This window comes from uncultured Frigoribacterium sp. (assembly GCF_963515265.1).
Lineage (GTDB): Bacteria > Actinomycetota > Actinomycetes > Actinomycetales > Microbacteriaceae > Frigoribacterium.
The window spans coordinates 15,398-27,586 of record NZ_CAUPYL010000019.1 but is presented as its reverse complement, the minus strand read 5'-3'; the positions used below and the strand labels follow the sequence as shown (position 1 = coordinate 27,586).

Annotated in this window: 11 protein-coding genes; 5 read left to right on the top strand and 6 right to left on the bottom strand. The window is 65.7% G+C overall.

The window, feature by feature from the left end; genetic code table 11:
* Positions 1-44: 44 nt before the first annotated feature.
* Both galK and galT read right to left on the bottom strand, forming a co-directional pair.
* Positions 45-1,289 (bottom strand): galactokinase, encoded by a 1,245-nt coding sequence (gene galK / locus RWM17_RS03825; RefSeq protein ID WP_314101519.1) that lies wholly within the window; start codon positions 1,287-1,289, stop codon positions 45-47.
* Complete coding sequence (galT, locus tag RWM17_RS03820) at positions 1,289-2,389, bottom strand: galactose-1-phosphate uridylyltransferase (protein WP_314101517.1); 1,101 nt, start codon at positions 2,387-2,389, stop codon at positions 1,289-1,291. The genes galK and galT overlap by 1 nt, the downstream gene beginning before the upstream one ends.
* Positions 2,390-2,478: 89 nt before the next feature.
* On the opposite strand from galT, the gene RWM17_RS03815 reads away from it, so the two are divergent.
* Positions 2,479-3,327 (top strand): DeoR/GlpR family DNA-binding transcription regulator, encoded by an 849-nt coding sequence (locus tag RWM17_RS03815; RefSeq protein ID WP_314101514.1) that lies wholly within the window; start codon positions 2,479-2,481, stop codon positions 3,325-3,327.
* Between the two features lie 130 nt (positions 3,328-3,457).
* A complete protein-coding gene (locus RWM17_RS03810; protein ID WP_314101511.1) occupies positions 3,458-4,426 on the top strand; it encodes an aldose 1-epimerase family protein in 969 nt (322 codons plus the stop codon).
* Positions 4,427-5,404: 978 nt separating this feature from the next.
* On the opposite strand, the gene RWM17_RS03805 is transcribed toward RWM17_RS03810, so the two are convergent.
* The 3 genes from RWM17_RS03805 to RWM17_RS03795 all read right to left on the bottom strand — a co-directional run bounded on the left by RWM17_RS03805 (position 5,405) and on the right by RWM17_RS03795 (position 8,122).
* Complete coding sequence (locus RWM17_RS03805; RefSeq protein WP_314101509.1) at positions 5,405-6,223, bottom strand: hypothetical protein; 819 nt, start codon at positions 6,221-6,223, stop codon at positions 5,405-5,407.
* Positions 6,224-6,276: 53 nt separating this feature from the next.
* Entirely contained in the window at positions 6,277-7,050 is a 774-nt protein-coding gene (locus RWM17_RS03800) for an LEM-3-like GIY-YIG domain-containing protein (RefSeq protein WP_314101506.1), read from the bottom strand.
* A gap of 571 nt (positions 7,051-7,621) precedes the next feature.
* Positions 7,622-8,122, bottom strand: a complete 501-nt coding sequence (locus RWM17_RS03795; protein WP_314101503.1) for a hypothetical protein — start codon at positions 8,120-8,122, stop codon at positions 7,622-7,624.
* A 543-nt stretch (positions 8,123-8,665) separates the two neighbouring features.
* Between RWM17_RS03795 and RWM17_RS03790 the strand changes: the two genes are divergently transcribed.
* The 3 genes from RWM17_RS03790 (at position 8,666) to RWM17_RS03780 (ending at position 11,100) form a co-directional block, all read left to right on the top strand.
* Positions 8,666-9,481, top strand: coding sequence for a hypothetical protein (locus RWM17_RS03790; protein ID WP_314101501.1), 816 nt, complete (start codon positions 8,666-8,668; stop codon positions 9,479-9,481).
* A gap of 51 nt (positions 9,482-9,532) precedes the next feature.
* Positions 9,533-9,790, top strand: coding sequence for a tyrosine-type recombinase/integrase (locus tag RWM17_RS03785; RefSeq protein ID WP_314101498.1), 258 nt, complete (start codon positions 9,533-9,535; stop codon positions 9,788-9,790).
* 65 nt (positions 9,791-9,855) lie between these two features.
* A complete protein-coding gene (locus RWM17_RS03780) occupies positions 9,856-11,100 on the top strand; it encodes a DNA methyltransferase (protein WP_314101495.1) in 1,245 nt (414 codons plus the stop codon).
* Here RWM17_RS03780 and RWM17_RS03775 read toward each other — a convergent pair.
* Positions 11,097-12,152, bottom strand: a complete 1,056-nt coding sequence (locus RWM17_RS03775; protein ID WP_314101493.1) for a hypothetical protein — start codon at positions 12,150-12,152, stop codon at positions 11,097-11,099. The two genes, RWM17_RS03780 and RWM17_RS03775, sit on opposite strands and share 4 nt — an antisense overlap.
* Positions 12,153-12,189: the final 37 nt, after the last annotated feature.

Here is a 12,189-nt window from a genome sequence, read left to right as displayed (position 1 = left end):
CCCCGGGAGGGGACGAGCGGGCAGGGTCGAGCGTGCGGGTCGCGTCAGGCGTCGCGGCGCGCACCCTCGGCGGGGTGCACCGTGAAGACCGTCGGCGCGGTGAAGCCGGCCTCCGCGAAGGCGGCGGTCACGGCCGACGCGACAGCGTCGCGGTCGGTCGACCGGACGAGCGCGATCGCCGACCCGCCGAAGCCGCCGCCGGTCATGCGAGCGCCGACGGCGCCGGCGGCCTGGGCGGTGGAGACCGCGAGGTCGAGCTCGGGCACCGAGATCTCGAAGTCGTCGCGCATCGAGACGTGGGATGCGTCGAGCAGCGCTCCGATGCTGACGGCGCCCTCGGTGCGCAGAGTGCGGACGGTGTCGAGCACGCGCTGGTTCTCGGTGACCACGTGGCGCACACGGCGGAACGTCTCGTCGTCGAGCACCTCGGCGGCACGGGTCAGGTCGTCGACGTCGAGGTCGCGCAGCGAGCTGACGCCGAGCGCCTCGGCGCCGCGCTCGCACGAAGTGCGGCGGTCGACGTAGCCGCCCGTGGCGTGGGCGTGCTCGACGTGCGTGTCGACGACGAGGATCTCGAGGCCGGCCGCGTCGAAGCCGAGGTCGACGACGTCGGCGTCGAGGCTGCGGCAGTCGAGGAACACGGCCGAGTCGGCCTGGCCCAGCAGCGACGCGGACTGGTCCATGATGCCGGTGGGCGCGCCCACGGCCTCGTTCTCGGACAGCTGGCCGACGGCGGCGAGGGCAGCGCGGTTCACGTCGAGGCCCCAGAGCTCGGTCATCGCGACGGCGACCGAGCACTCGAGCGCGGCGGACGACGACAGCCCGGCGCCGATCGGCACGTCGGAAGTGACGAACAGGTCGAGCCCGGGCACCGACGACAGGTCGATCGACGAGAGGTCTCCGCCGGCGGCCGCGAACGACGGCGACGCGGCGCGCGTCGGCGCGATCGAGAGCGCCCAGGCGATGCCGAACACGTAGGCGGACCAGCCGTCCATGCGGGCGGGGTCGAGCTCGTCGAGCGAGATCTCGTGGACGCTCTCGTCGAAGGTGCTGGCGACGCGGAGGAGGCGGTCGTCACGCACGCCGACGGTCACGACCGTGCGGCGGTCGATCGCGAACGGGAACACGAAGCCGTCGTTGTAGTCCGTGTGCTCGCCGATCAGGTTGGCGCGGCCGGGCGCCGACCACCTACCCGCGACGGGAGTGTCGAAGACGGAGGCGAAGTCGCGGGCGTGACCGGTCTCGGCGGCGCGGGCCGCGCCTCCTGCGGTGTCGGGGGTGGTGTCCATCAGCGCGTCATCGCCTCTCTCAGTCGGTCGGCCTGGACCTCGGGCACGAGGTCGCCCACCCAGGCTCCCATCGCGGCCTCGGAGCCCGCCAGGAACTTCAGCTTGGTCTCGGCACGTCGGGGCGAGGTGATCTGCAGCATCAGTCGGACGGTGTCGCGTCCGACGTTGACGGGAGCCTGGTGCCAGGCGCCGATGTAGGGCGTCTCGTCGCCGTAGAGGGCGTCGAGCCCCGTGAGGAGGCGCTTGTACATGACCGCGAGCTCGTCGCGTTCGTCGCTCGTCAGGCCCGCGAAGTCGGGCACGTGGCGGTGGGGGAGCAGGTGGATCTCGATGGGCCAGCGCGCGGCGAACGGCACGAAGGCCGTGAAGTGCTCGCCGGCGAGGACGACGCGCGGACCGGTGCGCTCGCTCTCGAGCAGGTCGGCGAAGAGGTCGGGGCCGTAGGCGTCGATGCTGCGCAGCAGCGCGGAGGTGCGCGGCGTCACGTAGGGGTAGGCGTAGATCTGGCCGTGCGGGTGGTGCAGGGTCACGCCGATGGCCTGGCCGCGGTTCTCGAACGGGAACACCTGCTCGACGCCCGGCAGTGCCGAGAGGGCCTCGGTGCGGTGCGCCCACGCCTCGACGACCGTGCGCGCACGGGAGTCGCTGAGGCCGGCGAACGAGCCGTGCGTCTCGGGGCTGAAGCAGACGACCTCGCAGCGGCCGACGCTGCGGCGCGTGCGGCCGAGGCCGACCTCCGCCAGGTCGGCGAGACCGGCGGGGGCGTCGGGCCCGTCGAGGGTCGGGCCGAACGACGGGGAGCGGTTCTCGAAGACCGCGACGTCGTAGAGATCGGGGATCTCGGACGGGTTCGTCGAGGAGGCGGGGGCCAGGGGGTCGAGCTCGGCCGGCGGCAGGAACACGCGGTTCTGGCGCGAGGCCGCGATCGAGACCCATTCGCCCGTGAGCGGGTCCTGCCGCATCGAGGCGGTCTCGGGCCGCGGGTCGAGCACGCGCGCGTCGGCACGACGCTCGGCGCCGAGGGAGGTGTCGGCGTCGTCGAAGTAGATGAGCTCACGGCCGTCGGCCAGTGTCGTCGGGCGGATGGCGATCGACGCCATGGTGCCTCCTCGGGGGCGGGGGTGGGGCCTGCGGACGCCCCCGCGACTTGCACTTGCGAAAGCAGGTGAAAGCATACGAAGATCGACGGGTGACCCGCAACCCCGACGACGCCCCGCTGCCCGGCGAGCGTCGGCGCGGGCGCATCGCCGACCTGGTCGGCCGTCGCGGGTTCGTCTCGACCTCCGAGCTGGCGCGTGAGTTCCGGCTCTCCGAGGTGACCATCCGCACCGACCTCGAGAGCCTGGCCGCCGAGGGCCTGCTGTCGCGCGTCCACGGCGGCGCCCTCTCCGTCGACCGGCCGGTCGAGCGCCCCTTCGAGGAGGAGAGCGCGGTCGGCACCGACGCCAAGAAGGCGATCGGAGTCCGCGCCGCCTCGCTCGTGCGCTCGGGCGACTGCGTCGTGATCGACGTCGGCACCACGACGACGCAGATCGCCCTGGCCCTGCTCGACCGTCACGACCTCGAGGGGGTCGTCGTCGTCACCAACGGGCTGACGATCGCACTGGCCCTCGAGCAGGCGGTGCCCCGGTTCACGGTGATCGTCTCGGGCGGCACCCTCCGGCCCCTGCAGCACTCGCTCGTGAACCCCCTGGCCACCAGCGTCTTCAGCTCGATCACCGCCGACCTCGCGTTCATCGGCTGCACCGGCGTGCACGCCGAGCACGGCGCGACCAACGTCAACCTGCCCGAGACCGACCTGAAGCGCCTCATGACCACCACCGCCCGGCGCTCGTACATCGTCGCCGACGGCGGCAAGCTCGGCGAGGCGCACCTGGGCGTCATCGGCCCGCTCGACCGGTTCGAGGCGCTCATCACCGCCGACGCCGAGGCCGAGCAGGTCGACGCCCTGCGGCGAGCCGGGCTCGAGGTCGTCGAGGCCGAGCTGCCCGGCGACGGCCCCGGGCCGGCCGGGGCGGCCGACGACCTGGCAGGCTGACGCCGGAGGCGCGGTGCAGGCCACCGGCACGGCTGCGCCTCCCGCAGTCCGCACCCGCACCTCCCGCAACTCCTGCACCTGCTGCGACGACGCTCACCGCGGTCGTGACGCTCACGACGAAGGGACGACCATGACGACCCCACCCACGGGACACCAGCACGAGCTGAGGCTCGAGGCCGACGGCCGCGTCGTCACGGCGACGGTGACCGAGGTCGCCGCCGGGCTGCGCGCCCTGGCCGTCGACGGCGAGGCGCTCACCGAGACGTTCGCGGAGCACGAGACGCCGCCGTCGGCGTGCGGGATCACGCTCTTCCCGTGGCCGAACCGTGTCGACGGCGGCCGCTGGACCCTCGACGGACGTGACCTGCAGCTCGACCTCACCGAGCCGGCCAAGGGCAACGCGAGCCACGGGCTGCTGCGGTACACGGCGTACCGGGCGGTCGACGTCGAGCCGCACGCGGTGACGCTCGCGGCGACGGTGTTCCCGCAGCACGGCTGGCCCTCCACGCTCGAGACGACGGTGCGGCACGAGCTCGTCGCCGACGGCATGCGGGTGGTGCACACCGTGTCGAACGTCGGTGCAGCCCGTGCGCCGTTCGCCGTCGGCTCGCACCCGTTCCTGCGGGTCGGCGAGCACGACCCGGCGACGCTGACGATCACGCTGGAGGCGGCGACCCGGTACGAGGTCAGCGAGCGCGGCATCCCGACCGGCACGTCGCCGGTGGCAGGCACGTCGTTCGACCTCCGTGGCGGACCCCGCCTCGGCGACCTCGACCTCGACACTCCCTACCGCGACGTGCAGCCCGGTGCCGACGGCGTGCGCCGCACGCGGCTGACGGCGCCCGACGGCACGACGACCGAGCTCTGGCAGGACGAGGCGTTCCCGTACGTGCAGGTCTTCACGCCCCGGAACTTCCCACGCGCGGGGGTCGAGGGGCTGGCCGTCGCGGTCGAGCCGATGACGGCGCCCCCGAACGCGCTCGCGACCGGCGAGGGGCTCCTCTGGCTCGAGCCGGGCGAGACGTGGACGGCTGCATGGGGGATCCGGCGGGTCGCTGCCGGCACCGCCGGTGGCTCAGGCGGCTCGGCTCAGGCCTAGGCGACGCGAGCGCGACGAGGCGATGCGATGTCCCGCGTCGTCTCGTCGTCATCGCGTCGGCTCCGATGGAGCTGTGCGACAGGTGCCGTCCGGCGAAACCGACCCCGTGACCCGTTGTCCAGTATGCGCAGGTGGTCCCTGCCGACCCTCCACATCTGTCCGTTCTGGCGCTAACGTGACTTCGTTCGGCTGGTTACCGGACACAAGTCGCCGGGAGGTCCGGGCGCCGATCCCCACCTGATCCGGGGACCGGAGCCGCTCCTGGTGCACCGTGCCCCCGCTGGCTCCGCCGGTCGGGGGCACGCTCGTCTTCGGTGTCGGCGCCCCGACCGCGCTCGTCCCTGCGTCGCGTCGACCATGAAGGAGGCGCCCGGCCGGCCGTGCCGGAGGTCGCCTCCCGAGGTGGTGGGCCCCGTGGGGCTCGAACCCACGACCCGCGGGACGTGACCCAGCAGTCGGTCGATCGAGCGTCGTGCTGTTCTCGATCAGCGTCGACGCGGAGGTGCGCCGCCGGTCGTGGACCGTCCGAGGTGCGAGTGGCAGTCGACTGACGGTCGGCTCACACTCACCGTTCCGACAGTCGTCGGAGCCGATCGGATCTCCGTCGACGGTCAGCGTTAGAACCGCTCCGACCGGGCGACGAGCGGCTCGGCCGTCCGCTCGAGGGTCACGACCCCCGAGGGTCGCAGCCTGGTCCTCGTACTCGACGGCGGCCGCGACATTCGCGGCGGGCTCAACAGGAGCAGCTTGATTCTGCGGAACCGTCTCCTGAATCAGATGACGCGCAGAAGGTCGAGCCCAGTCCTGGGCTGCGTGCCGGTGTCGTCTTGGTGGGAGCACTCCCATCGGCAGGATTTATCGGTTGCGTCGTGTACGTGGTCTACCAAGTTTGTCTTGCCATAGCTTCCAGGAGCATCTGCCCCTTCCAAGCGCCTGCAAGGCCGTCACTGTGCGGGAGGGGGCTGTAGTGCTCCCTGGTCACGCGAGAACGCTGCTGTCGCCGTCCTCGTCCCCATCGTCCAGCCGCATAGCCTCCCGCACCCGTCGATTTGTCAGGGGCACGTACACGCCATCGACAGCCTGACCGCCCCCAAAGAAGCGCATGTACTCAGCCGCGCTTGCTCCGTCGAGGAGCTGCGCGTCACGTTCCAGAATCATGTTGATCCCGTCTGTCACCGCCTGAGGTGTGAGCTTGGCGAGGGCTGCCTCAAGCTCTGCACGGTGCCCGCCCTCGACGATTTCGGCACTTGCAAGCTGCCGCATCTGCTCTGCGATGAACGCAGCGGCGGCGAAGATGGCGAGAAGTCTCTTGCTCGCGTCCTCGCTGCTCATGGTGACTCGGTGCTGCTCGAACGCTTCGTCGATTGCTCTCGAAAATTCGGTTGGGCCGCTGTTGCTCAGGGCAGACACGACGGGGGATGTGCTGGGCGGCTGAGGCTGAACGATTCGCGCCTTCCGGGGCAGCCGCTTGATGAGAGCAGGGGCTACGTCGTCGTTCCACCAGGTCTTAAGTCTGGGAGCGTTCTTCATGACGGCGATGGTGCCAAGAACGCCTGCGGCAAGGGCAGCGGCAGCCACGGCGACAAGGAGAATCGCAGCATCTTCGTCGTTGTTCTCTGCAGGGCTGCGCTCGCCCTCACCTTCATCTACCGGCATGAAACGTGCCTGGCCGGCAAGCCGGTTCGAATCGTTGTCAAGAAGAGCACCAAGGTAGGCCCCATCAACGTCACCTGCCTCCGCCATGTGGTTTGCACCGTCGTCGAAGATTGCTCTGAACAGGTCGCCGTTTTCGGGCATTGGTGGTCCTTCGGATAGGTCTGACGGGTGAGCGGCAAATGGCGAGCCTGCGCTCACATGTGAGCTTGAGTCCTAAACGCCGCTGCACCCGGAAAACCGTCGAGGAACTTGCGGTACGGATTCTGGCTGCCATCGATCTGAACGGCACGGATGTTCGTGCCGACGACATGCTCCAGCTCGTCAGCGACCGTACCGATGAAGCCCCACCGTTTCTCTTCACCCTCGATCATGCACGGGTACCAAGATTCGATCTTGTACGCGGCTCGGACCACTCCGAATGCCACCCCGAGGGCGTACTTCGCGCGCCCTCGCGATTCAGGACCGACGTGCCAGTGCCCATGCGTCATCTCGTAAATGTCGTCCGGCGAGGAGTCTGGCTTCCAGAAGCGGTTCACCTTGAAGAACAGGACAGGATCAGTGATGGGTGGGGTCGGCTTCGACACGTGCAAGGCAATTGCCGCCTCCACCGTCGAGAGCCCAAACTCGTGGGCGTGGTGACCCTTCGTGAGGTTGGTAAGCGGGAAGCCCGCTGCGGCAAACGAATCGATTACCGCTTGTTCGACGACGTAAGCGTCCGCTCCGGTCGCGATACCCGTTCGAAGGAAGAGGTGTTCGACTTCCATGCCAGCCGAGCGGATCTCCGAAATGCGGCCGCGCTTGGCGGTCTGCGTGTCCTTCGAGTCATCCGCTTCTTGCAAATGAGCAAGAATGCGGTCGCCCTGCCCCTTGCCTACGTAAAACACCTCTTTGTTCCGGGGATCACGAAGCGCGTAGACGTAGAACGCCAGCCTCTGCGCCACCTCGAATGGGATGCCCTTGTCGGTCATGCGCGGTCCTTCTCGTGTTCATCTGCCGTGGCTTGTACTGCTGCGCTCGCGCCAGTCCCATCAGAGATAGAGGAATTGTGCGTCCGAACAGGTTCTCGGCGGGTAAGTGCGGAGAGACCCAAGCCGACGCTCGCCGCAATAGCACCGGCGATAGCTGCAACCCATGTGCCGGGCAGGGCCGGTAGAGGGGCGGTGGGAGGTCTAAATATTGGAAGCGCGATGCTGGCAAGAACGGCAAGAGCTATTAGCGGCACTAGGACGACAACGAACCAGTCGCGAAGGCGTGCCCTCTTTCCTGAACCAGTTGCGCGCTCGCGGCGAGCAACGAGCTTTCCCACGACCTCGCTGATCTGCCCAGCGAATGATTCGCGTTGAGGTGATTCTGGCAGCTTCTCAAAAATGGCGAGATCTTTTGTCAGTCTTGCGGTCAGCCTCCCTGTAGGGCTGAGTCTCTGCCAAAGCCAAGCAAGCCCCGAGACGATGGCGGGCACTGAGAGGAAAGCGAGAACGGTGCTGACAGCGCCCCCAGCGCTGAAGGCGCCGTCAGCCGCTTTAGCCGCCTCCGCCAAGATCACCAAGCTCGCCCCTCAACTTCGCGCGGAGCCCCTACCGGGGCTTCCTCACCAAGCAGATCATTGATTCGCCATGTAGCTTTCGCCGCCTCCGTGCTAACCGTCTCGTGCTCGGGGTGGGTCTGCTCCAGCATCCAAGGCAGGCTCACAAAAAGGTGGCGCGCACGATGCAAAGCGTCCTTGGGCGGCTCGCAGAGGACGGGGGCGCTTGCCAGCCGAGTTGCCTCGTCGAGCGTGTAGTGCAGGGCTAGAAGGTGTGGCACCGAGGCCACAGCGATACCGGTGGCGGTTTCAAGGGCGTTCCCATCGTTGTCCCGGGGCTCGATAAGGACCCAAGTTTCGTCCTTCTCCACGAAAGCAAAACGCCTACCCGTGAGACGAGACGCTAAGGCGATTACCTCGATGCCTACGGGCTCAGGGAGCAGCGCATGAGCCACCTCCACCCACGTCAGGGGAGCGAGAAGTTCGCCTAATTTCTCGGCGGTGGCGTGCAAGTCCATGTGGCGAGCGTAGCTAGTGAGGAGTCGCTTAGGGAGCGTCGTATGAGTAGCGCTCGCCTTCTATTGCTCTTCCTCTGTCACCCTCGAAATGCTGCGCGGACCGATTCTCGGGGAATACGTGCTTCGTTCGTTCACTACAGATGTGCCCTTCCGTGGGCTCCATACGTCGCCATTCCACGGGGCTGACGCAGCTCTACTTGGAACCAGAACGGTCGTTCACGGGCGCCATGGAGCGGGGGAAGACCTCGTTCAGCGAACTTCTCCGCCGGGTTCACGAGCCTGGCGGCGCGGAGGGTTCCATCATCAGTGCGAGCCTAAGGCGGGGCGAAGCTACAAAAAAGAAGCCTTCGCCTGTTGGCGACGCTGAGCTTCGCGTGCTGATTTACAACAGATCTCTCGCAGAGGGCTCCCTTCGACTGTAGGTAGTGACCATTTGGTGCCGCGACCTGTGGCAGGCCAGCGCGAAGTCAAAATGGGAACTCGGCGCATTCGATCTGGACGCGTTTCTTGAGAAGGCGATGCGCTGATGGCCGCGTAAGAGAGGTGGAGCGCAAGGGCGGGCGTGCCTACGAGGTGCGCTGGCGTGCAGGCGACAAGTTCAAGCAGCGCACGTTCACCGTCAAGCGCGAGGCCGACCGCTTCGCCTTAAAGGTGGAGACCGAGCTGGCAGAGGGCAACACGACCGACCTGCTCGTCAAGAGCGGCAAGACCGTCCGGCAGGTGATCGAGGCCTCGCTCGCAGCGAGCAAGCCCGAGCTGAAGCCCCGCACTTACAACGGGTACGTCGCCATCTACGACAACCGCGTCCTGCCCAAGTTCGGGGCGCGGAAGGTGGGCACCCTCACTCGGTCTGACGTGCAGGCGTGGGTCGGCGAGTTGCACGCAGCCAAGCTCTCGCCGGCCACCGTGCACCACCACTACGTGGCGCTGAAGAAGGCGCTGCGGCACGCCCTCGACGACCGGCTCATCAGCTACAACCCGTGCGACGGGGTGCGCCTGCCCAAGGCCCACAACGCCGACGGCTTCAAGCCGGTCTTCCTCACTGCCGCTCAGGTGGAGGACCTGGCCGACCTGCTCGACTTCCAGCACCTCTATGGCTTGCTCGTGCGGTTCGCTGCGTACACGGGGCTGCGGGCGGGCGAGCTGACCGGCCTGCGCATCCGCAACCTCAACCTGAAGGCCGGGCACGTGGAGGTCCGCCAGACGTTGCAGCACATCGCGGGGGAGTGGGTCGTCCTGACGCCCAAGTCCGCCCGATCTACCCGCAACGTTCCCCTGGTCAGCCGGGCGCTGGTGGCCGACCTGCGCGAATACCCACTGACGCACCCGCGCTCGGGCGACCCCGATGCGTTGGTGTAGCCGGGACGCAACCCTGGGTCGCACTCGGTCACCTACGAGCGTGTGTTCGACGTGGCCAGCTTCCGCCGCAACTACCTGAAGCCCGCGCTGCGCAGCCTGCAGATGGACGACGGCATGCGCTTCCACGACCTGCGCCACGCGTTCGCGTCGCTGATGCTCGCCGCGCAGTTCCCGCCGTACGAGGTGAGCCGGTGGATGGGCCACGCCAACCTCGCCACGACTGACAGCATCTACGCCCACCTATACCCGAGCGACTACTCGGCGCACTTGGATCGCTTCGACGCGTTCGTGGGGGTCGGTGCGCAGTGAGGCGCCGTCCTCAGGCCGTATCCTTAGCCGCTACGTCTGAACCGGAGAACGACTTGCCACATCCTATGAACGAACCGTCCAGTTCCCAGAGCCTCTTCGACCTCCCTAATGCTCCCAAGTTCGAGAGGTTTACCGCTCTTCCGAAGTTCGACGGGGTCCCGGCGCTCGTTCTTGACGTGCCCGAGAGCATCCCCGCCTTGGGATATGGGTCACATCAATTTTTCCGCTACTACGGCAAGTTTCCGTCGCTAGTCGGACGGGAAATTATCAGCGCGTTCTCCGACGCTGACATGGGCGTCCTAGACAATTATTCGGGTTCGGGAACGACGCAAGTGGAAGCCCAGATTGCAGGCAGGGACTCCTACGGAATTGACATCAACCCTCTCGCCGTGCTGGCGAGCAATGTCAAGACGGCGTACCAGGACGCGCGAAAGCTAGACGCCGCGTTCGACCTCGTCTGCAGAAGTGCAGCGGCAATAGCGCCGTACGAGATTCAAGCGACACCCAGTGATCGTCTCAGGAAATGGTTTTCGGAGGAATCCCTGCAAGGTCTTGGTCGGATCCGAGCAGCTATCGATGAGCTTGAGCCTGGTGATGAACAAGATTTCCTCACGGTTTGTTTCCTGGCCATTGTGCGCCGGTGCAGCAACGCCCACGACGGTGAGGTGCGGCCACATGTCAAGTTGGAAAAGAAACCTCGACCACCGGCAACGGCGTTCCGCGAAAAGTATCTAGATATGGTTGACGGTCTTCGGGAACTCGACACGATGAGGCCCAAAAGCATCAAATCGAAGACAGTCATTGGCGATAACCGAACGCCGAAGGCTTACGCGGAACTTCTCACGGAGCCGGTCGGTCTCGTAGTATCCCATCCGCCCTACCTCAATTCCTTCAACTACTTCAATGCATTCAGTCTGGAGATTATGTGGTCTGAGGGCATGACCAACGTGTGGCAAGGCTGGACTCTGCGCGACGTCACAGGACTCGAGCAGAAGGCGCACCCTGCAACGAATGGGCGTCTGGTCGAGAGCTACTACCGGTCCATCAGCGAGGCAAGCGCTCAGGCATTTGAGGTTCTTCGGCCAGGGGGCACTTTGGCCTTGGTCGTGGGCGACGCAACCATTCACGGCCGGCTTGAAGCGGTACACCGCAATGTTTGGGACTCCCTAAAGACCTCGGGCTGGCGTCCGGAAGCCGTCTGGTTCCGAACGACCCATTACGGCATTGGGAAGTATGCGTACGCCCATCGCGCGGATTATCACGGGGAAGCAGAAAAGAAGGACGCCATCATGTTCCTTCGCAAGCCCTAGTACTCGTTCTGCGGATCGACAGTCAAGATATGGTCCTCAAGGATGCGGAGTAGCGAGCGCTCCTCATCCTCGGGCACGATGATGGAGAAATCGCTGTCGGTGACTTGGAAGTCGTCGTACTTCTGCTTAGTCATTCCCTGGAAGTAGTCCATGAACCACTGAATGCGGTCGCTCCCTTCTGGCGCTTTCTCCTGGACATAATCTGCATAACGAATGATGCCAGCATCCTTCACGAGGAATGTGAAGTCTACGAAGGTGCCTAACACGGCCTTGTCCTTGGTGTTCCAGTGAACGCCGTTGCCGAGCGCCACAAAACTGAGGAGCTGCTTCTCCCCAGACGGGCTTCCCAGGGGCTTTACGGTGCCGTTATAAGCGATATCTAGATCGATGGCCACGAGCGAAGCCTGCTTAGCCTTCTCGATGGTCTGAATGCCAGCACCCAGCTTGTTGCTACCAGAAAATCGCTGAGCGCCTACACGCTTGCTTTCCAGAGAAGCGATGAGCGCGGTCTTGTCGACGACATCGATATAGGCCTGACCATCTACAATGCCCATGAAGCGCAGATCAATTTTCATTGCGCTCAGGTAAAGGCCGAAAGCCCCTGATTTTGGTATTGGCTTCCTGTCCAGCCCGACCGTTGTCTTAGCGCCTGTCGTCGATGCCTGAAGCTTTACGAAACCCGAGTCAGAGTCGATGGAGACAATTTCGATTTCGACAAGGCCTTCACCGACTGTGGCGGTAATTACCCCCCCAGCAGGAGCGACGCACTGGCTTATCTTGTACCAAGAAAACTCGACCTTATGAGCGGCCCCGCTGATTCCAGTCAAGCTTTGCTCTAAGTACATACGGCGCTTCAACGCGTCGCTCTGTTCGAGGTACTTGCGAAGCAAAATCTCTTGAACCACTCCGATCTTTCGCCCTACGGTTCTCCCACTCTCGAGTGTCGTCAAATCCTCGAAGTAGTAGAAGATTTCGGAGATTCGGCCGTCTCTCTGCACTTCTACTGCAGTTCCGACTGGGGCATCGGGGCCAAGCAATCTTTCAAGGTCCATGGTGAGACGATATCGATTTTGCCGTGGCCCTGTCGTG

Coding starts and splice junctions, on each gene's coding strand:
- galK (WP_314101519.1), bottom strand. CDS start 1,289: ATGGACACCACCCCCGACACCGCAGGAGGCGCGGCCCGCGCCGCCGAG.
- galT (WP_314101517.1), bottom strand. CDS start 2,389: ATGGCGTCGATCGCCATCCGCCCGACGACACTGGCCGACGGCCGTGAG.
- RWM17_RS03810 (WP_314101511.1), top strand. CDS start 3,458: ATGACGACCCCACCCACGGGACACCAGCACGAGCTGAGGCTCGAGGCC.
- RWM17_RS03805 (WP_314101509.1), bottom strand. CDS start 6,223: ATGCCCGAAAACGGCGACCTGTTCAGAGCAATCTTCGACGACGGTGCA.
- RWM17_RS03800 (WP_314101506.1), bottom strand. CDS start 7,050: ATGACCGACAAGGGCATCCCATTCGAGGTGGCGCAGAGGCTGGCGTTC.
- RWM17_RS03795 (WP_314101503.1), bottom strand. CDS start 8,122: ATGGACTTGCACGCCACCGCCGAGAAATTAGGCGAACTTCTCGCTCCC.
- RWM17_RS03780 (WP_314101495.1), top strand. CDS start 9,856: ATGAACGAACCGTCCAGTTCCCAGAGCCTCTTCGACCTCCCTAATGCT.
- RWM17_RS03775 (WP_314101493.1), bottom strand. CDS start 12,152: ATGGACCTTGAAAGATTGCTTGGCCCCGATGCCCCAGTCGGAACTGCA.